23 protein-coding genes are annotated in these 21597 nt (G+C 72.9%); 22 read left to right on the forward strand and 1 reads right to left on the reverse strand.

Going from position 1 to position 21597, the window contains the following annotated elements:
- Window position 1: 1 nt before the first annotated feature.
- Genes ABIB53_RS06325 through ABIB53_RS06345 form a run of 5 tightly spaced genes read left to right on the forward strand, consistent with a single transcriptional unit; the run spans window position 2 to window position 3814 of the window.
- Entirely contained in the window at window positions 2-964 is a 963-nt protein-coding gene (locus ABIB53_RS06325) for a diacylglycerol/lipid kinase family protein (RefSeq protein ID WP_354587552.1), read from the forward strand.
- On the forward strand, window positions 961-1920 hold the full coding sequence (locus ABIB53_RS06330) for a hypothetical protein (RefSeq protein ID WP_354587553.1): 960 nt from the start codon (window positions 961-963) through the stop codon (window positions 1918-1920). Before ABIB53_RS06325 ends, ABIB53_RS06330 begins: the two co-directional genes overlap by 4 nt.
- Before the next feature lie 24 nt (window positions 1921-1944).
- On the forward strand, window positions 1945-2748 hold the full coding sequence (proC, locus tag ABIB53_RS06335) for a pyrroline-5-carboxylate reductase (protein ID WP_354587554.1): 804 nt from the start codon (window positions 1945-1947) through the stop codon (window positions 2746-2748).
- Window positions 2745-3251, forward strand: a complete 507-nt coding sequence (locus ABIB53_RS06340) for a GNAT family N-acetyltransferase (protein ID WP_083968510.1) — start codon at window positions 2745-2747, stop codon at window positions 3249-3251. The genes proC and ABIB53_RS06340 overlap by 4 nt, the downstream gene beginning before the upstream one ends.
- Before the next feature lie 53 nt (window positions 3252-3304).
- Window positions 3305-3814 (forward strand): GNAT family N-acetyltransferase, encoded by a 510-nt coding sequence (locus ABIB53_RS06345; RefSeq protein ID WP_123091270.1) that lies wholly within the window; start codon window positions 3305-3307, stop codon window positions 3812-3814.
- Window positions 3815-3859: 45 nt separating this feature from the next.
- Here ABIB53_RS06345 and ABIB53_RS06350 read toward each other — a convergent pair whose 3' ends face one another.
- Entirely contained in the window at window positions 3860-4546 is a 687-nt protein-coding gene (locus tag ABIB53_RS06350; RefSeq protein WP_191681011.1) for a potassium channel family protein, read from the reverse strand.
- Window positions 4547-4591: 45 nt separating this feature from the next.
- Here ABIB53_RS06350 and ABIB53_RS06355 point away from each other — a divergent pair, with 45 nt between their 5' ends.
- From ABIB53_RS06355 to ABIB53_RS06435, 17 genes are all read left to right on the forward strand, one after another.
- Window positions 4592-5782 (forward strand): acetoin utilization protein AcuC, encoded by a 1191-nt coding sequence (locus tag ABIB53_RS06355; RefSeq protein WP_354587555.1) that lies wholly within the window; start codon window positions 4592-4594, stop codon window positions 5780-5782.
- A gap of 183 nt (window positions 5783-5965) precedes the next feature.
- On the forward strand, window positions 5966-6163 hold the full coding sequence (locus ABIB53_RS06360) for a helix-turn-helix domain-containing protein (protein WP_068273117.1): 198 nt from the start codon (window positions 5966-5968) through the stop codon (window positions 6161-6163).
- A 185-nt stretch (window positions 6164-6348) separates the two neighbouring features.
- A complete protein-coding gene (locus tag ABIB53_RS06365; protein WP_003792170.1) occupies window positions 6349-6447 on the forward strand; it encodes a 30S ribosomal protein bS22 in 99 nt (32 codons plus the stop codon).
- Window positions 6448-6592: 145 nt separating this feature from the next.
- On the forward strand, window positions 6593-7642 hold the full coding sequence (locus ABIB53_RS06370) for an NAD-dependent epimerase/dehydratase family protein (RefSeq protein WP_354587556.1): 1050 nt from the start codon (window positions 6593-6595) through the stop codon (window positions 7640-7642).
- Entirely contained in the window at window positions 7642-9231 is a 1590-nt protein-coding gene (locus ABIB53_RS06375) for a lysophospholipid acyltransferase family protein (RefSeq protein WP_354587557.1), read from the forward strand. The genes ABIB53_RS06370 and ABIB53_RS06375 overlap by 1 nt, the downstream gene beginning before the upstream one ends.
- Window positions 9231-9485 (forward strand): glutaredoxin family protein, encoded by a 255-nt coding sequence (locus tag ABIB53_RS06380; protein ID WP_068273119.1) that lies wholly within the window; start codon window positions 9231-9233, stop codon window positions 9483-9485. Before ABIB53_RS06375 ends, ABIB53_RS06380 begins: the two co-directional genes overlap by 1 nt.
- Before the next feature lie 153 nt (window positions 9486-9638).
- A complete protein-coding gene (locus ABIB53_RS06385; protein WP_354587558.1) occupies window positions 9639-10313 on the forward strand; it encodes a redox-sensing transcriptional repressor Rex in 675 nt (224 codons plus the stop codon).
- Window positions 10310-11581 carry a glutamyl-tRNA reductase gene (locus ABIB53_RS06390; RefSeq protein ID WP_068273122.1) on the forward strand — a complete coding sequence of 424 codons (1272 nt, stop codon included), beginning with the start codon at window positions 10310-10312 and terminating at the stop codon, window positions 11579-11581. The genes ABIB53_RS06385 and ABIB53_RS06390 overlap by 4 nt, the downstream gene beginning before the upstream one ends.
- Window positions 11578-12543, forward strand: a complete 966-nt coding sequence (gene hemC / locus ABIB53_RS06395) for a hydroxymethylbilane synthase (protein WP_191681017.1) — start codon at window positions 11578-11580, stop codon at window positions 12541-12543. The genes ABIB53_RS06390 and hemC overlap by 4 nt, the downstream gene beginning before the upstream one ends.
- Window positions 12540-14189: a bifunctional uroporphyrinogen-III C-methyltransferase/uroporphyrinogen-III synthase gene (locus tag ABIB53_RS06400; RefSeq protein WP_354587559.1), complete on the forward strand. Its 1650-nt coding sequence runs from the start codon at window positions 12540-12542 to the stop codon at window positions 14187-14189. The genes hemC and ABIB53_RS06400 overlap by 4 nt, the downstream gene beginning before the upstream one ends.
- Window positions 14186-15205: a porphobilinogen synthase gene (gene hemB, locus ABIB53_RS06405; protein ID WP_354587560.1), complete on the forward strand. Its 1020-nt coding sequence runs from the start codon at window positions 14186-14188 to the stop codon at window positions 15203-15205. The genes ABIB53_RS06400 and hemB overlap by 4 nt, the downstream gene beginning before the upstream one ends.
- 7 nt (window positions 15206-15212) lie before the next feature.
- On the forward strand, window positions 15213-15695 hold the full coding sequence (locus tag ABIB53_RS06410) for a MarR family winged helix-turn-helix transcriptional regulator (RefSeq protein ID WP_191681020.1): 483 nt from the start codon (window positions 15213-15215) through the stop codon (window positions 15693-15695).
- A gap of 52 nt (window positions 15696-15747) precedes the next feature.
- The gene (gene hemL, locus ABIB53_RS06415; RefSeq protein ID WP_201465587.1) at window positions 15748-17076 is read left to right on the forward strand and encodes a glutamate-1-semialdehyde 2,1-aminomutase; all 1329 of its coding nucleotides are present in this window, start codon (window positions 15748-15750) and stop codon (window positions 17074-17076) included.
- Between the two features lie 118 nt (window positions 17077-17194).
- The gene (locus ABIB53_RS06420; RefSeq protein ID WP_354587561.1) at window positions 17195-17911 is read left to right on the forward strand and encodes a succinate dehydrogenase cytochrome b subunit; all 717 of its coding nucleotides are present in this window, start codon (window positions 17195-17197) and stop codon (window positions 17909-17911) included.
- Window positions 17912-17933: 22 nt separating this feature from the next.
- On the forward strand, window positions 17934-19940 hold the full coding sequence (locus ABIB53_RS06425) for a fumarate reductase/succinate dehydrogenase flavoprotein subunit (RefSeq protein WP_123091258.1): 2007 nt from the start codon (window positions 17934-17936) through the stop codon (window positions 19938-19940).
- Window positions 19940-20683 carry a succinate dehydrogenase/fumarate reductase iron-sulfur subunit gene (locus tag ABIB53_RS06430; protein ID WP_123091257.1) on the forward strand — a complete coding sequence of 248 codons (744 nt, stop codon included), beginning with the start codon at window positions 19940-19942 and terminating at the stop codon, window positions 20681-20683. The genes ABIB53_RS06425 and ABIB53_RS06430 overlap by 1 nt, the downstream gene beginning before the upstream one ends.
- A 5-nt stretch (window positions 20684-20688) precedes the next feature.
- Window positions 20689-21531 carry a hypothetical protein gene (locus ABIB53_RS06435; RefSeq protein ID WP_354587562.1) on the forward strand — a complete coding sequence of 281 codons (843 nt, stop codon included), beginning with the start codon at window positions 20689-20691 and terminating at the stop codon, window positions 21529-21531.
- The last annotated feature ends 66 nt before the right edge of the window (window positions 21532-21597 follow it).

A 21597-nucleotide genomic window follows, 5' to 3' on the forward strand; every position in this document is an offset into this window, starting at 1 on the left:
CATGCGCCGACTCCTCATGATCGTCAACGACGCCGCGGGCACGAGCCAGGACGACGTCGTCGAGACGGCGCGGCAGGTGCTCGCCGAGCGGGCGCACGTCGACGTCGTGCGGACCTCGTCGATGGACGACCTCACGAGCGCCCTCGCCGCGCGCGAGGACGCCGAGGTCGTCGTCTGCGGGGGCGACGGGTCGCTGCACGCGGTGCTCACAGCCCTGTGCCTCGAGGACCGGCTCGACCCCGAGGACGACACCGCTCCCGTCGTCGGCCTCGTGCCCCTCGGCACGGGCAACGACTTCTCCCGGGCGGTCTCGATCCCCACCGACGTGCGGGCGGCGGCGGGCATCGTCCTCGACGGGCCGCTGCGCCCCATCGACGTCATCCGCGACGACGCCGACCGCGTGATCGTCAACGCGGTGCACGTCGGCGCCGGTGACGAGGCCGGGCGGCTCGCCAAGCCGTGGAAGGAGCGCCTCGGCCGGGTCGGCCTCGGCCCCCTCGGGTACGTCGTCGGCAGCGTCATGGCGGGCGCCCGCAAGGGCGGGTGGAAGCTGCGGGTCACCGTCGACGGCACGGTCGTCAGCGACGGGCAGACGCGACTCATGCAGGTCGGCATGGCGAACGGCACGAGCATCGGCGGGGGAGCCGAGCTCGCCCCCGGGGCGGCGCCGGGCGACGGCCTGGGCGACGTCGTCATCGCCGAGGCGCGCACCCGCGCCGAGCGGCTGCGCTACGCGCTGCGCCTGAAGTCCGGACGGCACGGGAGCCTCGAGGGCGTGCGTCGGCTGCGCGGATCCGAGGTGCGCGTCGAGTCGATGACCGGTCGCCACTTCGGGGTCAACGCCGACGGCGAGCTGCTCGACCCGGTGCTGCGCACGACGTGGCGCGTGCAGCCCGCGGCCTACCGCCTGCACGTGCCGGCCGGCGTCGAGCCGACGGTGTCCGACACGGAGCCGCCGGCGTGACGCCCGTGGGCTTCGACCCGGCCCGCGGCGCCGTGCTCGACGTCCTCACCACCGCGCCCGTGCGTCGTCGGCTCGAGCGCTCGGCGCCGCTCGTCGCAGCCCGCGACCGCTTCGTCGCCGGCCCGGAGGTCGACCAGGCGGTCGAGGTCGCCCTCGGCCTCGGCACGACCGGTCGGCGCGCCTCGATCCAGCCGTTGTGCCGCCCGGTGGTCGACGAGGCCACGCGCCGCGAGGCCCTCGCCCGGGCGCTCCAGGCGGTCGCTGCGGCCACCGCGGCGAAGGGGGACGCTCGCGCCACCTCTCCGCTCGGCGTCGTCCTCGTGCCCGCCGCCCTCGGTCTGGGGTCGCACCCGACGAGCACCGTGCGCTCCGCGCTCGAGGAGGTCGTCGGCCGGGCCGCGGACGGCGGGGTCGGCGTCACCCTGCGCACCGCAGCGACCGAGCACGAGGACGACCTGCACGGGTGCGTCGAGGCGATGTGGGCCGCGAGCTCCCAGCCGCTCCCGCTGCGGGTCTCGGTGCTCGCCCGCCGTCATCGTGGCGAGCACGACTGCGCCCGGCTCAGCGACCTCGGCATCCCCGTGCGGCTCGTGCGCGGGGGACCGCGCGAGAGCGCCCGGACGGCGTGGTCGGACCGTCACGAGGCCGACCTGGCCTACGTGCGCTGCCTCAGCACGCTCATCGCCGCCGGCCCGCGCCCCATGGTCGCCACGCACGACCCGGCGCTGCTCGAGGTGACCGACGCGCTCGCCGAGCACCGCGGCCGGGCGCACGACATCGAGTACCAGATGTACCTCGGCGCCCAGCCCGAGCGGCAGGTCCTCGCCGCCGACGCCGGGCAGACCGTGCGCGTGCTCGTGCCCTACGGGCGCGAGTGGTACGACTACCTCGCCGACCTCGCGGAGCGCCCCGCGACGCTGCGCCGGCTCGTCGGGGTCCTCGGCGGGCAGGGGTGAGCGGGCCGCCACTACGCTGCCCGGGTGACTGAGCAGCGAAGTGCGGCCATCTACGGCGTCGGCTCGATGGGGGGCGCGATCCTCGACGGGCTGCTGTCCGCCCGGGAGCCGCACGACCCCGAGGTCCTCGCCGTCGTCCGGCGTGCGGACCAGGCGGCCGAGCTCGACTCCCGGGACGGCGTCCGCGCGGTCGGCGCCGAGGAGGCCGCGGCGGAGGCTGACGTGCACCTCGTCACCGTCAAGCCCTACGACGTCCTCGACCTGCTGCGCCCGCTGCACGACGCGCTGCGCCCGGGGTCGGTCGTCGTGAGCCTCGCGCTGGGCATCAGCCTCGCGGACCTGCGCGGCGCGCTCCTCGACGGCGTGGCCGCGGTGCGCGGCATGCCGAGCACGCCGGCCCGCGTCGGTCAGGGCATGACCGTGCTCTCCGTGGGCGACGACGTCTCCGACGACCAGCTCGACGCGGTGCGCACACTGCTGGCCCCGACGGGTCGCTCGGTCGTGCTGCCCGAGGGTCAGCAGGACGTCGCGACCGCGCTCTCCGGCTCGGCGCCGGCCTACTTCTACCTCGTCGTCGAGGCGCTCGTCGACGCCGGCGTCGCGGGCGGCCTGCCGCGGGCGATCGCGACCGACCTCGCCGTCCAGGCCGCGCTGGGCGCCGGGTCGATGATGCGCGAGAGCGACCTCGAGCCCGTGCTCCTGCGCGCCCAGGTGACCTCGCCGGGCGGGTCGACCGCAGCCGCGCTGCGCGAGCTCGAGGCGGGCGGCCTGCGCGAGACCTTCGCCCGGGCCGTGCGCGCCTGCACCGACCGCTCCGCCGGTCGATGACGGTCCGGCGCACCCGCGAGGAGGACTGGGCCGACCTGCGTGCGCTGCGCCTGGCGATGCTGCTCGACGCGCCCCTCGCCTTCGGCAGCACCTACGCCCGCGAGCGCGACTACCCGGAGTCCCTGTGGCGCGAGCGCGCGGCCGGCACGACCTGGGTCGCGCACGAGACCGGTGCCACCGGCGACGTCCTGCCCGTGGGTCTGGTGACCCTGTGGCACGCCCCTGACCAGGCGCCGGACGAGAGCTGGCTCGTCGGCATGTGGGTGGCACCGCACGCCAGAGGGCGCGGGGTCGCCGACGAGCTCGTCGGCGCCCTCCTCGAGCACGCGCGCGGTGCCGGTCTGCAACGGGTGCTCCTCGAGGTGGCGGAGGCGAACGCCCGTGCGGCGCGGGCGTACTCGCGCCTGGGCTTCGAGCCGACGGGGGAGGGCGGGGCGTCGCGCACGCACCCGCACATCTGCGAGATCACCATGGCGCACCGGCTCTCGCCGCCCGCCATGTGAACTTCCGGTGACTGCCCAGGCCCCCTTCGTCGCGGCATGACAGAGTAGGGCCCATGAGCGAGATCACCGTGCGCGCGCTGACCGAGGACGAGTGGGAGACCTACCGTCAGGTCCGTCTGGCCGCGCTCGAAGAATCTCCGGATGCCTTCGTCGCGACGCACGCCGAGGAGTCCGACGAGCCGGAGGACTTCTGGCGCGAGCGGATGACCCGCAGCCAGCGGCTGCTGGCCGAGGTCGACGGAGACGCCGTGGGCGTCGTGAGCCTGGGCGCCGCCCCGGAGTCCGGCTCCGACGAGGTCGGCCAGCTCTTCGGCCTGTGGGTCGACCCCGACTGGCGCGGTCGCAGCGTCGCCGCCTCGCTCGTGCGCGAGGCCGCGAAGGAGGCCACCGGCCGCGGTCTCACCCACGTCTTCTACTGGGTCGGCACGGACAACGCCCGCGCCGTCGCCTTCGCGAGCAGCTTCGGCTTCCGCCCCTCCGACAAGCGTCGTCCGATGCGCGTCCAGGGCGACAGCGAGGAGGAGATCGCCATGGTCCTCCCGCTCGGCGAGGACCGGGGCTGACACCCCCTTCGTCCTCGTCGTCCCGCGTCGGCTGACGCGAGATCCCTACGGCCGTGCGGCCATCCGGTCGATGAGGGTCGTCGGGCCGCTGACGATGAGCGTGTCGCCCGAGTGCACCTTCGTGTCGGGCTTGGCGTAGGTGAAGTCCTCGCCCGGCGACTTCACGCCGACGACGGTCACGCCGTACTTGCTGCGGATCGCCGACTGCTCGAGCGTGAAGCCGATGGTCTCCTGCGGCGGCAGCATCTTGACGATGGCGAAGCCGTCGTCGAACTCGATGTAGTCGATGAGCTTGCCGCCGATGAGGTGAGCCGTCCGGCGCCCCGACTCGATCTCGGGGGAGAGGACCTGCTGCACGCCGATCCGGTCGAGGATGCGCGCGTGCTCGGGGCTCACCGCCTTCGCCCACACCTTCGGGCAGCCCGCGTCGATGAGGTTGACCGCGGCGAGCACCGAGGTCTCGACCGAGGACCCCACACCGAGGACGGCGGCCGAGAAGTCCTGCGGGCGCAGCTCCTCGACGAAGGTCACCGACGTCGCGTCGCCCTGGACGATCTTGCCGACCCGTCCGAGGTAGGACTCGGCGAGCTCGTGGTCGAGCTCGACGGCGGTCACCCTGTTGCCGAGCCGGTGCAGCTCGGTGGCGACAGCGCCGCCGAAGCGACCCAGCCCGATGACGAGGATGTCCTCGTTGTGCAGCCGCAGCCTGCCCACGGCGTCCTCCGCTTCCATAGGTGCGTGATCCGGGCCGAGCCTAGTGCGGGTAGCGTGCCGCGCATGAGCACACAGGCGTGCGTGGTCTGGGGGCAGGACTTCACGCGGTACGACTTCGGCGTCGGTCACCCGATGGCGCCCCTGCGCATCGACCTCACGGCGCGGCTGGCCCGCTCCCTCGGCGTGCTCGACGACGTCGAGGTCATCGACCCCGGCGTCGTCGACGACGAGACCCTGCTGACGGTCCACGACCCCGCCTACGTGCGCCGGGTCGAGCAGCTCGCGGCCGACCCCTCGCTCGCCGACACCACCTTCGGCATCGGCACCGACGACGTGCCGGCCTTCGCCGGGATGCACGAGGCGAGCGCCCGGATCGTCGCCGGCACGCTCGCGGTCACGCAGCGGGTGTGGCGCGGAGAGGCCGAGCACGGGGTGAACTTCACCGGCGGCATGCACCACGCGATGCGCGACCGGGCCTCGGGCTTCTGCATCTACAACGACATCGCCGTCGCCATCCAGTGGCTGCTCGACCAGGGCGTCGAGCGGGTCGCCTACGTCGACGTCGACGTGCACCACGGCGACGGCGTGCAGGAGATCTTCTACGACGACCCGCGCGTGCTCACCTGCTCGGTGCACGAGTCCGGTCGCACGCTCTTCCCGGGCACCGGCTGGCCGGCCGACACCGGTGGCCCGGCCGCGGAGGGGAGCGCGGTCAACGTCGCGCTCCCGCCCGGCGTGCGCGACTCCCCGTGGCTGCGGGCGATCTCCTCGGCGATCATCCCCGTCGTGCGGGCCTTCCAGCCCCAGGTGCTCATCACCCAGCACGGCTGCGACACCCACGAGGCGGACCCGCTGTCGAACATGGCGCTCTCGCTCGACGCGCAGCGGCATGCGATGGTCCTCATGCACCGTCTCTCGCACGAGGTGAGCGAGGGGCGGTGGATCTCGCTCGGCGGCGGCGGCTACGACCTCGTCAGCGTCGTGCCCCGGGCCTGGACCCATCTCACCGCCATCGCGGCCCACGCCCCGGTCGACCCCGCGACGAGCGTCCCGCAGGAGTACGCGGAGCACGTGCTGCAGGTCGCCGGCTCGGAGCCGCCGCGCACGATGGGTGACCTGCCCGCGGGCGAGCTGCCCATCTGGGTGCAGCCGTGGTCGATGGGCTACAACCCGCACAGCGACGTCGACCGGGCGATCATGGCGACCCGCGAGGCGGTCTTCCCCGCGCACGGTCTCGACGTCTGGGTCGACTGACCGCCCGATCCCACCGGGACTTTCTCGGCGCTCCACGGCGTGTCGGGTGGACATGGGCCCACCGATTTCTCACACCCACTTCCCAGCCGTCACATGTGCCCCTATGGTTACCCTGCACAGGACGTAGCCGTCCGTTGGTGACGTGCGCCAACGCTACGACCGTGCAGAGACCGAGGTGGCCAGATGTCCGACGACCGACTCAGTGAGGTCCGATTCCTCACTGTTGCCGAGGTGGCCTCGATCATGCGGGTCTCGAAGATGACCGTCTACCGGATGGTCCACAACGGCGAGCTGCCCGCCGTGCGCGTCGGTCGTTCCTTCCGCGTCCCGCAGGACGCGGTCAACGACTACCTCGACTCCTCCTTCGTCGAGACCGCCTGAGCGAAGGGGGACCGGTCGCGGCCCCACGTTTGGGGCACGGAGCGGGGCCGGATAGGCTTGGCGACCGACTCTCACGACTACCGGTCGGCACGGCGTGCTGCAGCACATCGCGCGCCTGCACCGCCGCCGGCCGAGGAGCACCAGAGGTCGCCTCACGGCGGCCGACCGACCACGAAGGACGTTGCATGGGTTCTGTCATCAAGAAGCGCCGCAAGCGGATGGCGAAGAAGAAGCACCGCAAGCTGCTGCGCAAGACGCGTCACCAGCGCCGCAACAAGAAGTGAGCGCCCGAAGGGGCCCCGACCGCCGGTCGGGGCCCCTTCGCGCACCTGGGGTGGGACGACTCACCCAGCCCGTGCCCGCGCGCGGCGCACATCGCGGCGTGCCGCTGGTTACGCTCGACGCGACGTCGACCAGAAGGAGTGATCCGTGGCGAGCACCGTGCTCATCACCGGGGTGTCCCGCCACCTCGGAGGCGCCTACGCCCGCCGGCTGAGCGCGGAGGAGTCCGTGGGGCGGATCATCGGCGTCGACGTCGTGCCCCCGCACCACGGCATCGGCCGGGCCGAGTTCGTCCGGGCCGACATCCGCAGCCCGCTCATCGCGCGGATCATCGCCGACCACGACGTCGACACGGTCGTGCACATGGCGGTCATCGCCACCCCGGCGGCGAGCGGCGGGCGCACGACGCAGAAGGAGATCAACGTCATCGGGACGATGCAGCTCCTCGCGGCCTGCCAGAAGGCGCCCGCGCTGCGTCGTCTCGTCGTGAAGTCGACGGCGGCGATCTACGGGTCGAGCCCGAAGGACCCCGCGATGTTCCGCGAGGAGTACTCGGCACGCCGGCTGCCCTCCGGGGGCTGGGGCCGTGACTCGGTCGAGGTCGAGGGCTACGTGCGGGGCTTCGCCCGCCGCCGCCCCGACGTCGAGATCACCATGCTGCGCTTCGCCAACGTCATCGGGCCCCGGGTGCGCACGGCGATGACCGACCACTTCTCGCTGCCGGTCGTCCCGCTGCCGCTGGGCTACGACGCGCGTCTGCAGTTCGTCCACGAGGACGACGTCACCGACGCCCTCGCGCACGCCGTGACCGCACCCGCCGTCGGCAGCGTCAACATCGCCGGCGACGGGATCATCACCGCCAGCCAGGCCGCGAACATCGCCGGTCGCCCCTTCGTCCCCGTGCCCCGCATCGGCACCGGTCTCGTCGCGGGGGCGCTCCAGCGCGCCGGGGTCGTCGACGCGAGCGTCGACCAGCTCGACCTGCTCGCCTTCGGGCGCGGTCTCGACACGACGAAGATGCGCCGCGAGCTGCACTTCGAGCCGCGGTACACGACGCGAGAGGCCTTCGAGTCCTTCGCGCAGACCCTGCGGCACCGGATGGTGCTGCCCGGCGGGGGCACCCGCTCGAGCTGGCGGGCCGCCGAGGCCGCCGAGCGCGCCATGGCCGTGATCGACCGCCCCGGGAAGAAGGACTGATGGCGCAGCGCACACCGTCGAGCACGACGAAGAAGACCGCTCGGGCTGCGACGCCCGCGAAGAGCGCGAAGAAGACGGCGGCGACGAAGGCCACCACGCGCAAGACTGCCGCCGCGAAGAAGACCACCACGCGGAAGACCGCTGCCGCGACGAAGGCCACCACGCAGAAGACCGCCGCCGCGAAGAAGACCACGGCCCCCAAGCCCACCGCGAAGAAGGCGTCGACCACGAAGACCGCCGCCCCGCGCTCCGCGGTCGCCGCGGCGGCCGAGCGCGCCGGCGGCGAGCGGGCCCGACGCCGCTCGACCCCCCTGCTCGCCGGCAGCGAGACGACGGCGCCCCCGACGAAGAAGACCACCGCGTCGTCGGCCTCGCGCCCGACCGCCTCCCGCCGGGCGAGCCGCCCGGCCGCCGCGGTCGGCGGCTCCGCCCCGACGTCAGGGACGACGAAGGGGGCGTCGCGACCGGCCCGCACGACGCGCAGCACCACCCGCGCCGCGGGCGCCCCGGCCCTGCGCGTCGTCGACGGCGAGGGCACGGGCACCCGTCGCCCCCGGCGCACGACGACCCCGAGGCCGCGCGTGGCCACCGCGCCGACGACCCCTTCGCCCGCGTCGGCACCCGCCGAGGGCACCCCGAGCAGCGGCACCGCGCTCGCCCCGGGCGTCGCCGAGCTGCTCTCCGTCGCGCTCTCGGCCGGCCAGGTCGCGTCGCGCACCATCGGCGGGGCGGTGAGCAACGCGGCGGGCGAGGAGTGGGAGCGCCGACTCGGCGAGGTCCTGTCCTTCCTGCGCCGCCGGGTCCAGGGCGACTACAGCGTCGACGACTTCGGCTTCGACGAGGACTTCACCCTGCACACCGCCTTCCCGGTGCTGCGCCTGCTCAAGGACCGGTGGTTCCGCGTCGAGGTCCGCGGCATCGAGAACATCCCGGCCACCGGCGGCGCGCTCGTCGTCTCCAACCACTCCGGCACCATCGCCCTCGACTCGGTGATGACCCAGCTGGCGATCCACGACGCGCACCCGCAGCACCGCTTCCTGCGCATGCTCGGGGCCGACCTCGTCTTCGCGCTGCCCGTCGTCGGCGACTTCGCGCGCAAGACCGGCGCGACGCTCGCGACGAACCCGGACGCGGAGCGCCTCATGACCTCCGGCGAGCTCGTCGGGGTGTGGCCCGAGGGCTTCAAGGGTGTCGGCAAGCCCTTCCGCGAGCGCTACAAGCTGCAGCGCTTCGGCCGGGGCGGCTTCGTCGCGGCGGCGATCCGCAGCGAGGTGCCGATCATCCCGTGCTCGGTCGTCGGGGCCGAGGAGATCTACCCGATGGTCGGCAACGCCAAGACCCTCGCCCGGCTGCTCGGCGCGCCGTACGCACCGATCACGCCGACCTTCCCGCTCCTCGGCCCGCTCGGCCTCGTGCCGCTGCCGAGCAAGTGGATCATCGAGTTCAGCCCGCCCGTCGACACCGCGAGCCTGGGCCCGACGGCCGCCGACGACCCCGCGCTCGTCTTCGACCTCACCGACCAGGTGCGCGAGACGATCCAGCAGACGCTGTACTCCGTGCTCATGACCCGTCGCTCGGTCTTCTTCTGATGGCCTGGGCTCCTGCCGGTCGCCTGGCCGTCGTCACCCGTGAGGGGTGCCACCTGTGCGTCGTCGCGCTCGAGACCGTGCGCCGGGTCGCCGCCGAGCACGACCTCGACGTCGAGGTCGTCGACGTCGACCGCGACCCCGAGCTGCTCGCCCGGTACTCGGAGGAGGTCCCGGTGACCTTCGTCGACGGGGCGCAGCACGACTACTGGCGGGTCGACGAGACCCGCCTCCGGGCGGCCCTCGAGCGGTCCTGACGGGCCCGAAGGGGGAGCCCGCCCACCCCTTCGGGCGTGGCCACGACCACGGGTCGTCGTGACTTTGTGCAAATGTTCACAAGCCGTTAGCCTGAGTTGGTCGCCGCTCGCGCCACCTGTGCTCGCGGCGCAGAGAGGAGCAGCGAGTCGATCGTGACCGCCACCAGCGCAGCCAAGCGCGGGATCCCCGACGCGACCGTGGCGCGCCTGCCCGGGTACCTCAGGGCACTCGACGGGCTCGTGGCGCAGGGCGTCGGCTCGGTCTCCTCGGAGGAGCTCGCGACGAGCTCGGGGGTGAGCAGCGCGAAGCTGCGCAAGGACCTCAGCCACCTCGGCTCCTACGGCGTGCGCGGCGTCGGCTACGACGTCGGCCACCTGCGCTACCAGATCTCGCGGGCCCTCGGCCTCACCCAGGACTGGCCGGTCGCCATCATCGGCATGGGCAACCTCGGCCGCGCGCTCGCCTCGTACGGCGGCTTCGCGCCCCAGGGCTTCACCGTCGTCGCCGTCCTCGACCGCGACCCCGCGCTCGTCGGCCAGCGGGTGGGCGACCTCGTCGTGCAGCCGATGGAGGTGCTGCCGAGCCTCACCGAGGGCGGCCAGGCCGCGATCGGCGTCATCGCCGCCCCCGCCGCCTCCTCGCAGGACGTCGCCGACCAGCTCGTCGCCGCCGGCTTCTCCTCGATCCTCAACTTCGCCCCCGGCGTGATCTCGGTGCCCGACCACGTGCAGGTCCGCAAGGTCGACCTCGCGACCGAGCTGCAGATCCTCGCCTACCACGAGCAGCGCCGCACCGGCCCCGGTGCGGACCTGGAGGTCGCCCGATGAGCACCGTCGTCTTCGGTCTCAACCACCACCGCACGCCCATCCAGCTGCTCGAGCGGGTCTCGCTCGGCCAGGACGTCGCGGCCCGGCTCACGGAGTCGGCCCTCGAGAGCCCGGACATCAGCGAGGTCGTCGTCGTCTCGACGTGCAACCGCACCGAGGTCTACGCGGAGGTCAGCGCCTTCCACGGCGCCGTCGCCGATCTCACCACCGCCCTCACCGGTGTCACCGGGGTCACCCAGGACGACCTCGTCGAGCACCTCGAGCTCCAGTACGGCGAGGCCGCCGTCGCCCACGTCTTCAACGTCGCCGCCGGGCTGGACTCCATGGCCGTCGGCGAGGCCCAGATCGTCGCGCAGCTGCGCGACGCGCTCGCCGTCGGGCAGGACAGCGGCGCGGCCGGCCCGGCTCTGAACCACCTGCTCCAGCAGGCCCTGCGCACGGGCAAGCGCGTGCGCACCGAGACCGGCCTGGACCGCGTCTCACGCTCCCTCGTCGAGGTCGGTCTCGAGCTCGCCCGTGACCTGCTCGGCGCGGTCGAGGGGCTCGACGTGCTCGTCGTCGGGGCGGGCTCGATGAGCTCGCTCGCCGCGACGACCGCCTCGCGCCTCGGCGCCGGCTCGATCACCGTCGTCAACCGCACGCACGAGCGGGCCGTCTCGCTCGCCGCCCGGCTCGACGCGCAGGCCCGCCCGATCGCCGAGATCGAGGCCGCCCTCGCCCAGGCCGACGTCGTCATCTCGTGCACCGGCTCGACCGGTCTCGTCGTCGACCTCGCCGCCGCCGCCGACGCGCAGGTCGCCCGCTCCGGTCGCGCGCAGGTCTACCTCGACCTCGCGATGCCCCACGACGTGGCCGTCGAGGTCGGCGGGCTGCGCGGTGTCACCCGTCTCGGGCTCGCCGAGCTCGGCCAGGCCCTCGGCCGCGGCACCGAGCTGCCCGAGGTGAGCGCCGCGCGCGGTGTCGTCGCCGACGCCGTGCACCGCCACCTCAGCGACCGCGCCGCGCAGGTCGCCGCCCCGACGGTCACCGCGATCCGCGCCGCGGCCGCCGAGGTCGTCACCCGTGAGCTCGAGCGGGTCGACCAGCGCACGCCCGACCTCACCGACGCCGAGCGCGCCGAGGTCCACCTCGCCATCCACCGGGTCGTCGAGAAGCTCCTCCACCGCCCGACGGTGCGGGTCAAGGAGATGGCCATCGACGGGCGCATCGTCGAGTACGAGGACGCGATCCGGGCCCTCTTCGACCTGCACGGGAGCGAGCTGTCGTGACCTTGCGGATCGGGACCCGTCGCAGTGCCCTCGCGACGACGCAGACCGGCCATGTCGCCGACGCGCTGCGCGCGGCCGGGCACGACGTCGAGATCGTCGAGATCACGACGGAGGGTGACGTCACGAGCGCTCCGCTGAGCCTGCTCGGCGGCACCGGGGTCTTCGCCTCCGCGCTGCGCCACGCCCTGCGCGACGGCCGGGTCGACGTCGCCGTGCACTCCCTCAAGGACCTGCCGACCGCACCCGAGCAGGGCCTGACCATCGCCGCGATCCCGCCCCGGGTCGACCCCCGCGACAGCCTCGTCGCCCGCGACGGGCTCACCCTCGGCGAGCTGCCGGAGGGCTCGGTCGTCGGCACCGGCTCGCCCCGCCGTCGGGCCCAGCTCGCGGCCCTCGGCCTCGGTCTCGACTTCCGCGACATCCGGGGCAACGTCGGGCGCCGCCTGGACATGGTCGGGCGCGAGGTCGACGCGGTCGTCCTCGCCGCCGCCGGGCTCACGCGTCTGGGCATGACCGACGTCGTCACCGAGCACCTCGACCCCATCCAGATGCTCCCCGCGCCGGGCCAGGGCGCCCTCGCCGTCGAGTGCCGCGAGGACGACGAGGCGACGATCGCGGCCCTCGCGCCGCTCGACGACCCGGACACCCGCGCGGCCGTCACCGCCGAGCGCGCCCTCCTCGCCCGTCTCGAGGCCGGCTGCGCCGCGCCGGTCGGGGCCCTGGCCGAGGTCGTCGACGACGTCGACGGCGCGGTGATCTCCATGCGCGCCGTCGTCGCCTCGCTCGACGGCGAGCACGACCTGCGGCGCTCGCTGACCGGCCCGGCCCACGAGGCCGATCGCATCGGGCGCGAGCTCGCCGAGATCTTCCTGGCGGACGGCGCCGGCGACATCGCCGACGTCGGGCCGACCACCCCTTCGTCCACCGACCACCCCACCAGCTCCACGGAGAGTGCACAGTGAGCCCCCGCGCAACCCAGCAGCCCGACCCCGCCAGCGCCGCCTCGCGACGCCCCGCGAGCGTCACCTTCGTCGGGGCCGGGCCCGGCGACCCCTCGCTGCTCACCCTCGCCGCGGTGCGTCACCTCGGTCGGGCCGACGCGGTGATCATCGACACCTCCGCCCGCGACGACCTCGTCGCCGCGCACCTGCCCGAGGGCGTCGAGGTCGTCGACGCCGGTCACGGCGAGCACGGCCAGCAGCTGACCCACGCCTCCCGCGCCAAGCTCGTCGTGCGGACCGCGAAGGCCCACAAGGGCGGCCACGTCGTGCGCCTCATGGACGGCGACCCCGCGACCTTCAACGGCCTGGCCGAGGAGGCCAAGGCCCTGGCCAAGGCCGGCATCGACTACGAGGTCGTGCCGGGCGTCTCCGCGGTGAGCGCCGTGCCGACCTACGCCGGCGTCCCCCTCACCACCGGCGCGGCGACGAGCATCCACGTCGTCTCGGTGACGAGCGGCCGGGTCCCCGACCTGTCCGGCTCCGTCGCGCCCGACGTCACCGTCGTGCTGCTCGGCACCCCCGACAACCTCGGCGCCGCCCTCGTCGCGCTGCGCGAGAGCGGTCGCCCCGTGACGACGTCGGTCGCCGTCACCGAGCGTGGCACGACGACCCGTCAGGCCACCGTCACCGGCACCCTCGCCGACGCGCCCGGTCTGCTCGCCGGTCTCGAGGTGCCGGCGCTGGCCATCGTCGGCCCGCCCGTCGACCTGCGCGAGCAGCTGTCGTGGTTCGAGACCAAGCCGCTCTTCGGCTGGCAGGTGCTCGTGCCGCGCACGAAGGAGCAGTCCGGCTCGATGCAGGAGCGCCTGTGCGACTACGGCGCGACGAGCGAGGTCGTGCCGACGATCTCCGTCGAGCCGCCGCGCACCCCGCAGGCCATGGAGCGCGCCGTGCGCGGCATGGTCACCGGCCGCTACGAGTGGGTCGGCTTCACCTCGGTCAACGCCGTGCGCGCCGTGCGCGAGAAGTTCGAGGAGATCGGGCTCGACGCCCGCGCCTTCTCCGGTCTGAAGATCGCGGCCGTCGGCGGCACGACCGCCCAGGCCCTGCTCGACTGGGGTCTCGTCGCCGACCTCGTCCCCGAGGGCGAGATGTCCGCGGCCGGTCTGCTCGCCGAGTGGCCGCCGTACGACGAGGTGCTCGACCCGATCAACCGGGTCTTCCTGCCCCGCGCCGACATCGCGACCGACACGCTCGTCGCCGGGCTGCAGGACATGGGCTGGGAGGTCGACGACGTCACGGCCTACCGCACCGTGCGCGCCGCCCCGCCGCCCGCGCCGATCCGCGACGCGATCAAGGCCGGCGCCTTCGACGCCGTCGCCTTCACGTCGTCGTCGACGGTGCGCAACCTCATCGGCATCGCCGGCAAGCCGCACCCGAGCACCGTCGTCGCGTGCATCGGCCCCGCGACCGCGAAGACCGCCGAAGAGCTCGGGCTGCGCGTCGACGTCGTCGCGAGCGAGGCCAGCGCCGTCACCCTCGTCGACGACCTCGCCGAGCACGCCCGCGGCCTCATCGCGACGGCCGTCGCCGACGGCGAGCCCGTGCGCCGTCCGAGCGAGCGCGTGCAGTCCACGTCGCGGCGCCGGGCCAAGGCGAAGGGATGAGCGCCCCCTCCGGGGAGGTCGACCCGATCCTCGTACGGCCGCGCCGGCTGCGCGTCTCGGCCCCGATGCGCCGGCTCGTCGCCGAGCACCGGCTGCACCCGGCCGACCTCGTCCTGCCCGCCTTCGTGCGCGAGGGCATCGACGCCCCGGTCGAGATCTCGAGCATGCCCGGGGTGCAGCAGCACACGGTCGACAGCCTCGTCGAGCTCGCCCGTGAGTGCGTCGCCGCCGGCATCGGCGGGATCATGCTCTTCGGCGTGCCTGAGCACAAGGACGCCCGCGGCTCGGGCGCCGACGACCCCGAGGGCATCCTCAACGTCGCGACGCGCGCGGTCGTCGACGCGGTCGGCGACTCCCTCGTCGTCATGACCGACCTCTGCCTCGACGAGTTCACCGACCACGGCCACTGCGGGGTGCTCGCCCAGGGCCCGGACGGCTCGGTCGTCGTCGACAACGACGCGACCCTCGAGCGCTACGCCGACATGGCCCTCGCCCAGGCCCGCGCCGGCAGCCACGTCCTCGGCATGTCCGGGATGATGGACGGCCAGGTCGGCTTCGTGCGCGGGGTCCTCGACCGCGAGGGCCTGACCTCCGTGTCGATCCTCGCGTACTCGGCGAAGTACACCTCCGCTCTCTACGGGCCCTTCCGCGAGGCGGTGCAGTCCTCGCTCACCGGTGACCGGGCGACCTACCAGCAGGACCCGGCCAACGCGACCGAGTCGGTGCGCGAGCTCGAGCTCGACATCGCCGAGGGCGCCGACATCGTCATGGTCAAGCCGGCCGGCCCGCACCTCGACGTCATCGCCGCCGCCGCGGCGATGTCGCCCGTGCCCGTCGCCGCCTACCAGATCTCCGGCGAGTACAGCCAGCTCGTCGCCGCCGCGGAGCGTGGCTGGATCGAGCGCGAGCGCAGCATCATGGAGTCCGTCATGCACATCCGACGGGCGGGCGCGGGCATCGTGCTCACGTACTTCGCCCTCGAGGTGGCGGACGTGCTGCGTCGCGACTTGGCATGATGCGCAGATGAGCCCGGCCCGAGACCCCTGGCTGCGCCACGACGAGCAGCTGGCGTGGCGGGCCTACCTGCGCGGGTCACGGCTGCTCGAGGAGGCGCTCGACGACGACCTCGGCGGCACCTGCCAGCTCACCGAGTACGAGCTCATCTCCATGCTCTCCGAGGCACCCGGGCGCCGGATGCGGATGTCCGAGCTCGCCGACACGATCATCCAGTCGCGCAGCCGCGTCACCCACACCGCCGGCCGGCTCGAGCGCCGCGGGTGGGTGCGGCGCGAGCGCTCGCACGACGACGGCCGCGGTGTCGACATCATGCTCACCGACGCCGGCATGCGTGCTCTCCTCGAGCTCGCGCCGAGGCACGCGGCCTCGGTGCGTGCGCGGCTCGTCGACGTCCTCGACCACGAGCAGCTCATGGTGCTCGGCGAGGCGATGGCCGCGATCCGCGACCACCTCGCGCCGGACCACCACGAGATCGGCATCGACGACTGAGCGAGCGGCACCCCGCAGCCGTGCGTCGTCGTCCGTGGGCGAGACTGGGTGCATGAGCGACACGAGCCAGTCCGCCGCACTCTTCGAGCGCGCCCGGGCGGTGACGCCGGGCGGGGTCAACTCTCCCGTGCGCGCCTTCCGCGGTGTCGGCGGCACCCCGCGCTTCGTCGCCTCGGCGAAGGGGGCCTGGCTCACCGACGTCGACGGCACGCGCTACGTCGACCTCATCAGCAGCTGGGGGCCGATGATCCTCGGCCACGCGCACCCGGACGTCCTCGACGCCGTCGCGCAGACCGCGTCCCGTGGTTTTTCCTTCGGCACGCCGAGCGAGAACGAGGTCGCCCTCGCCGAGGAGATCGTCGCGCGGGTCGAGCCGCTGGAGCAGGTGCGTCTCGTGAGCAGCGGCACCGAGGCGACGATGTCGGCGCTGCGCCTCGCGCGCGGGGCCACCGGTCGCAGCGCGGTCGTGAAGTTCGCCGGCTGCTACCACGGGCACGTCGACGCCCTCCTCGCCCACGCGGGCTCGGGGGTGGCCACCTTCGCCCTGCCGGACTCCGCCGGGGTTCCGGCGAGCGCGGCGGGGGAGACCATCGTCCTGCCGTACAACGACCTCGCCGCCGTCGAGGCCGCCTTCGCCGAGCGCGGCGAGGAGATCGCGGCGGTCATCACCGAGGCCGCCGCCGGCAACATGGGGGTCGTGCCGCCCGCTCCCGGCTTCACCGAGGGCCTGCGCCGGATCACCGCCGCGCACGGCGCGCTGCTCATCAGCGACGAGGTGATGACCGGCTTCCGCTGCAGCCCGTCGGGCTGGTACGGCCACGAGACCCGCGCCGGGGGAGAGCACCCCGGCGGCTACCCGTCCGGCGCCCCCGACCTCTTCACCTTCGGCAAGGTCATGGGCGGCGGCTTCCCGGCAGCCGCCTTCGGCGGCCGGGCCGACCTCATGGCCCACCTCGCGCCCGACGGCCCGGTCTACCAGGCGGGCACCCTGTCGGGGAACCCCGTCGCGACGGCTGCCGGCCTGGCGACCCTGCGCGGGTGCACCCCGTCGCTCTACGACCACCTCGCCGAGGTGTCGCAGACGATCGGGGCGGCCGCGTCCGACGCCCTGACGCAGGCGGGCGTGCCCCACACCCTCCAGCGGGCCTCGTCGATGTTCTCGATCTTCTTCACCGACGGCCCGGTCGAGCGGTACTCCGACGCGCAGGGCCAGGACACGGCCGCCTTCGGGCGCTTCTTCCACGCGATGCTCGACGCCGGGGTGCACCTGCCCCCGAGCGCCTACGAGTCGTGGTTCGTCAGCGGCGCCCACGACGACGAGGCCGTCGAGACCGTCCTCGCCGCCCTCCCCGGGGCGGCACGGGCCGCGGCAGCGGGCTGAGTCGGCGAATTACGCGCCACCGGCGTTGCTCATTACACGCCGGTAACCGGGGATTTGTCACACCGCGACGGGCGTCGCCGGGTCCGTGAGCCCGCTCACGTCGGGGTATCTTGACGCCGTGGCTTCTTCGACAACGCACGCGCCGGCGCAGCGGGGGGTGACCCGCTCCACCATCGGCCTGAAGATCATGATGGCGGTCTCGGGGATCGTCTTCGTGCTGTACGTCCTCCTGCACATGTACGGCAACCTCAAGGTGCTCGCCGGGCAGCAGGCCTTCGACGAGTACGCGCACCACCTGCGCACCTTCGGCGAGCCGATGCTCCCCTACGGCGGTCTGCTGTGGCTCGTGCGCGTCGTGCTCATCGTCGCCCTCGTCGCCCACGCCTACTCCGCCTTCGCGCTGTGGAAGCGCGCGAGCGCCGCGCGACCGCAGCGCTACGCGGTGCGCAAGGCCGTCAGCTCCTCGCTGGCCAGCCGCACGATGCGCTGGGGCGGGGTGGCGCTGCTGCTCTTCGTCGTCTTCCACCTCATCCACTTCACGCTCGTCAAGCCGAACTTCAACAGCTCGGCCGACGCGGCGGCGATCAAGGACAGCCCCTTCGTCATGGTGTCCGCGAGCTTCTCGCTGCTGTGGGTCGTCGCGATCTACACGCTGGCGATGATCGCGCTCGGGATGCACCTCTTCCACGGCGTGTGGAGCGCCCAGCAGACGCTCGGCCTCACGAGCAGCGTCGCGGCGCGGGCCCGGGCCAAGACGATCGCCGCCGCGCTGGCCGCGCTCGTCGTCGTCGGGTTCCTCATCCCGCCCTTCTACCTCTACTTCACGAACCTCTGACCGGGGGAGAGACCCACACACCATGACTGACCTCATCGACGGCCTGTACCGCACCGGCGAGCCCATCGCCGACACGAAGGCCCCCGACGGTCCCATCGAGACCCGGTGGGAGCGTCACCAGTTCAGCAACAAGCTCGTCAACCCGGCCAACCGCCGCAAGCTCTCCGTCATCATCGTCGGCACCGGTCTGGCCGGCGCGTCCGCCGGGGCGACCCTCGGCGAGGCCGGCTACCACGTGAAGTCCTTCTGCTACCAGGACTCCCCGCGCCGCGCGCACTCGATCGCGGCCCAGGGCGGCATCAACGCGGCGAAGAACTACAAGGGCGACGGCGACTCCGTCTACCGGCTCTTCTACGACACGGTCAAGGGCGGTGACTACCGCGCCCGCGAGAACAACGTCTACCGCCTGGCCGAGGTCAGCCCGAACATCATCGACCAGTGCGTCGCCCAGGGCGTCCCCTTCGCCCGCGAGTACGGCGGTCTGCTCGACAACCGCTCCTTCGGCGGCGTCCAGGTCTCCCGCACCTTCTACGCCCGCGGCCAGACCGGTCAGCAGCTGCTCATCGGGGCCTACCAGGCCCTCGAGCGCCAGATCGCCAAGGGCACCGTGGAGATGTACAACCGCCACGAGATGCTCGAGCTCGTCGTCGTCGACGGCAAGGCCCGCGGCATCATCGCGCGCGACATGGTCACCGGCGAGATCGAGACCCACCTCGCCGACGCGGTCGTCCTCGCCAGCGGCGGCTACGGCAACGTCTTCTACCTCTCGACCAACGCCATGGGCTCCAACGTCACCGCCGCGTGGCGAGCCCACCGCAAGGGCGCCCACATGGCCAACCCCTGCTACACGCAGATCCACCCGACGTGCATCCCGCAGCACGGCACGAAGCAGTCGAAGCTGACCCTCATGTCGGAGTCGCTGCGCAACGACGGCCGGATCTGGGTGCCCAAGGACGCCGCGGACTGCGACAAGGACCCCCGCGACATCCCCGAGGAGGACCGCGACTACTACCTCGAGCGGATCTACCCCTCCTTCGGCAACCTCGTGCCCCGCGACATCGCCTCGCGCCAGGCCAAGAACATGTGCGACGAGGGCCGCGGCGTCGGCCCGTCGGTCACCGAGGTCGGCCCGGACGGCGAGGAGCGCCAGGTCCGCCGCGGCGTCTACCTCGACTTCGCCGAGGCCATCTCGCGGCTGGGCCGTGACGCGGTCGAGAGCAAGTACGGCAACCTCTTCGACATGTACGCCCGGATCACCGGCGAGGACCCGTACGAGACCCCGATGCGGATCTACCCGGCCGTCCACTACGTCATGGGCGGGCTGTGGGTCGACTACGACCTCGAGTCGACGATCCCCGGTCTCTTCGTCACCGGCGAGGCCAACTTCTCCGACCACGGTGCGAACCGTCTCGGCGCCTCCGCGCTCATGCAGGGGCTGGCCGACGGCTACTTCGTCCTGCCGAACACCATCCGCAACTACCTCGCCGACGGGCCCTACCAGCCGATCACCGAGGACTCCCCGGAGGTCGTCGAGGCCCGGGCCGACGTCGAGCGACGCATCCAGCACTTCCTCAGCTGCGACGGCGAGCGCACCGTGGACTCGATCCACCGCGAGCTCGGCGCGATCATGTGGGAGTACTGCGGCATGGAGCGCACGGAGGAGGGCCTGAAGAAGGCCATCGGCCTCATCCGAGACCTCAAGCACCAGTTCTGGACCAACGTCAAGGTCCTGGGCACCAACGAGCAGCTCAACCAGAGCCTCGAGAAGGCCGGCCGCGTCGCCGATTTCCTCGAGCTCGGCGAGCTCATGTGCATCGACGCGCTGCACCGCCGCGAGTCCTGCGGCGGTCACTTCCGCGCCGAGTCGCAGACGGAGGACGGCGAGGCCCTGCGTCACGACGACGAGTACGCCTACGTGGCGGCGTGGGAGTACGCCACCCGGGGCGACGACACCGATCTCGAGCCGGTCCTGCACAAGGAGGACCTCGTCTACGAGTTCATCGAGATGAAGCAGCGGAGCTACAAGTAATGCGACTGACATTGAAGATCTGGCGCCAGGCCGGCCCGCAGGACAAGGGCGGCTTCGAGACCTACACGGTCGACGAGATCTCCGAGGACATGAGCTTCCTCGAGATGCTCGACGAGCTCAACGAGCAGCTGCAGGACGCCGGCCAGGAGCCGGTGGCCTTCGACAGCGACTGCCGTGAGGGCATCTGCGGCATGTGCGGCCTGATGATCTCGGGCCAGGCGCACGGGCCGGAGGTCACGACGACCTGCCAGCTGCACATGCGCAGCTTCCGCGACGGCGAGGAGATCACCGTCGAGCCGTGGCGGGCCTCGGCCTTCCCGGTGATCCGCGACCTCGTCGTCGACCGCGGGGCCTTCGACCGCATCATCCAGGCCGGCGGCTTCATCTCCGTCGACACCGGCGCGGCTCCCGACGCCGCCGCGACCCAGGTCCCGAAGGTCCAGGCCGACCGGGCCTTCGACTCCGCGACCTGCATCGGCTGCGGCGCCTGCGTCGCCGCCTGCCCCAACGCGTCGGGGATGCTCTTCCTCGGCTCGAAGATCACCCACCTCGGCGAGCTGCCGCAGGGCCAGGCCGAGCGCAGCGCCCGTGTCGTCGACATGGTCGCCCAGCACGACCACGAGGGCTTCGGCGGGTGCACGAACATCGGCGAGTGCGCGGCCTCCTGCCCCAAGGAGATCCCGCTCGACGTCATCTCGCAGCTCAACAAGGACCTGCGGGTCGCGTCGCGCGCGCGTCGCTGACGACGATGAGCCGACGCACGGTGGTGGTGCTCGCTGCGGCGGGCGCCACCACCGTCGTGCTCTCTGCGTGCTCCGTCCTCGGCGGCGGGGGCCCCCAGGCCGAGCCGACCTACGTCGCCCCGTCGACGACGACGACGGCCCCGAGCGCGGACACGGCGCCGGTCGGCCAGCAGCCCGCGACCCTGCCCCTGGCCAGCCAGGTCCTCGAGAGCGCGAAGAGCAACGCCCTGGAGGGAGGGGCGAGGTCGGTGACGATCTCCGCCGTCTACCCTCTCGCGGAGGACCTCGGCGTCGAGGGACCGATGACGGTCCGCAGCAGCGGGAGCACGGGCGGCAACAGGAGCGAGCTGACGATCTCGATGCCCGACGGCTCCTCGCTCGAGCAGCGCGACCTCGGCAACGGCGAGCTCTACCTGCGCCTCGAGGACGGCGACGTCCGCAAGCCCTTCGACATCGACCTGCAGTCTCAGCTCGTGCGCAACGAGGGCCGGTGGGTGCGGACGTACAGCCAGAAGCGATACGTCGAGGCGTACACCCCGAACCGCGTCATCCGGGACAGCTTCTTCGCCGGCGAGCTCGAGAAGCAGGACATGCGCTACGCCATCCTCGACCAGCGCGAGCTCGACGGCGAGCAGGTGTACGGCGTGCTCGTCCGCCCGGCGACCGACGAGACCAAGGACGTCGTGCGCACCGTGTGGGTGACGAAGGACGACCCCTACCGCTTCCTGCGCTACGAGACCGGAGACGTGCAGACGCGCACGAGCATCGTCTTCTCGAAGTGGCGCACGACCCCGCTGCCCTCGGAGCGTCCCAAGGACGCGAAGAAGGTCGACTTCTCCGACCTGTGAGATGTCGACCACCCTCAGGGGTGAGTCTGGACAAACGCGGGACGCAGGCCGACAGGTCCACGTATC

This window comes from Janibacter sp. UYMM211 (assembly GCF_040547045.1).
Taxonomy (GTDB): domain Bacteria; phylum Actinomycetota; class Actinomycetes; order Actinomycetales; family Dermatophilaceae; genus Marihabitans; species Marihabitans melonis.

Bases quoted from the DNA above. Each gene is read 5' to 3' on its own strand.
- ABIB53_RS06425 (WP_123091258.1), top strand. From the start codon at position 17,934: ATGACTGACCTCATCGACGGCCTGTACCGCACCGGCGAGCCCATCGCC.
- ABIB53_RS06360 (WP_068273117.1), top strand. From the start codon at position 5,966: ATGTCCGACGACCGACTCAGTGAGGTCCGATTCCTCACTGTTGCCGAG.
- hemL (WP_201465587.1), top strand. From the start codon at position 15,748: ATGAGCGACACGAGCCAGTCCGCCGCACTCTTCGAGCGCGCCCGGGCG.
- ABIB53_RS06345 (WP_123091270.1), top strand. From the start codon at position 3,305: ATGAGCGAGATCACCGTGCGCGCGCTGACCGAGGACGAGTGGGAGACC.
- ABIB53_RS06380 (WP_068273119.1), top strand. From the start codon at position 9,231: ATGGCCTGGGCTCCTGCCGGTCGCCTGGCCGTCGTCACCCGTGAGGGG.
- ABIB53_RS06350 (WP_191681011.1), bottom strand. From the start codon at position 4,546: ATGGAAGCGGAGGACGCCGTGGGCAGGCTGCGGCTGCACAACGAGGAC.
- ABIB53_RS06435 (WP_354587562.1), top strand. From the start codon at position 20,689: ATGAGCCGACGCACGGTGGTGGTGCTCGCTGCGGCGGGCGCCACCACC.
- ABIB53_RS06325 (WP_354587552.1), top strand. From the start codon at position 2: ATGCGCCGACTCCTCATGATCGTCAACGACGCCGCGGGCACGAGCCAG.
- ABIB53_RS06355 (WP_354587555.1), top strand. From the start codon at position 4,592: ATGAGCACACAGGCGTGCGTGGTCTGGGGGCAGGACTTCACGCGGTAC.
- ABIB53_RS06365 (WP_003792170.1), top strand. From the start codon at position 6,349: ATGGGTTCTGTCATCAAGAAGCGCCGCAAGCGGATGGCGAAGAAGAAG.
- ABIB53_RS06390 (WP_068273122.1), top strand. From the start codon at position 10,310: ATGAGCACCGTCGTCTTCGGTCTCAACCACCACCGCACGCCCATCCAG.
- ABIB53_RS06375 (WP_354587557.1), top strand. From the start codon at position 7,642: ATGGCGCAGCGCACACCGTCGAGCACGACGAAGAAGACCGCTCGGGCT.
- ABIB53_RS06340 (WP_083968510.1), top strand. From the start codon at position 2,745: ATGACGGTCCGGCGCACCCGCGAGGAGGACTGGGCCGACCTGCGTGCG.
- hemB (WP_354587560.1), top strand. From the start codon at position 14,186: ATGAGCGCCCCCTCCGGGGAGGTCGACCCGATCCTCGTACGGCCGCGC.
- ABIB53_RS06430 (WP_123091257.1), top strand. From the start codon at position 19,940: ATGCGACTGACATTGAAGATCTGGCGCCAGGCCGGCCCGCAGGACAAG.
- ABIB53_RS06410 (WP_191681020.1), top strand. From the start codon at position 15,213: ATGAGCCCGGCCCGAGACCCCTGGCTGCGCCACGACGAGCAGCTGGCG.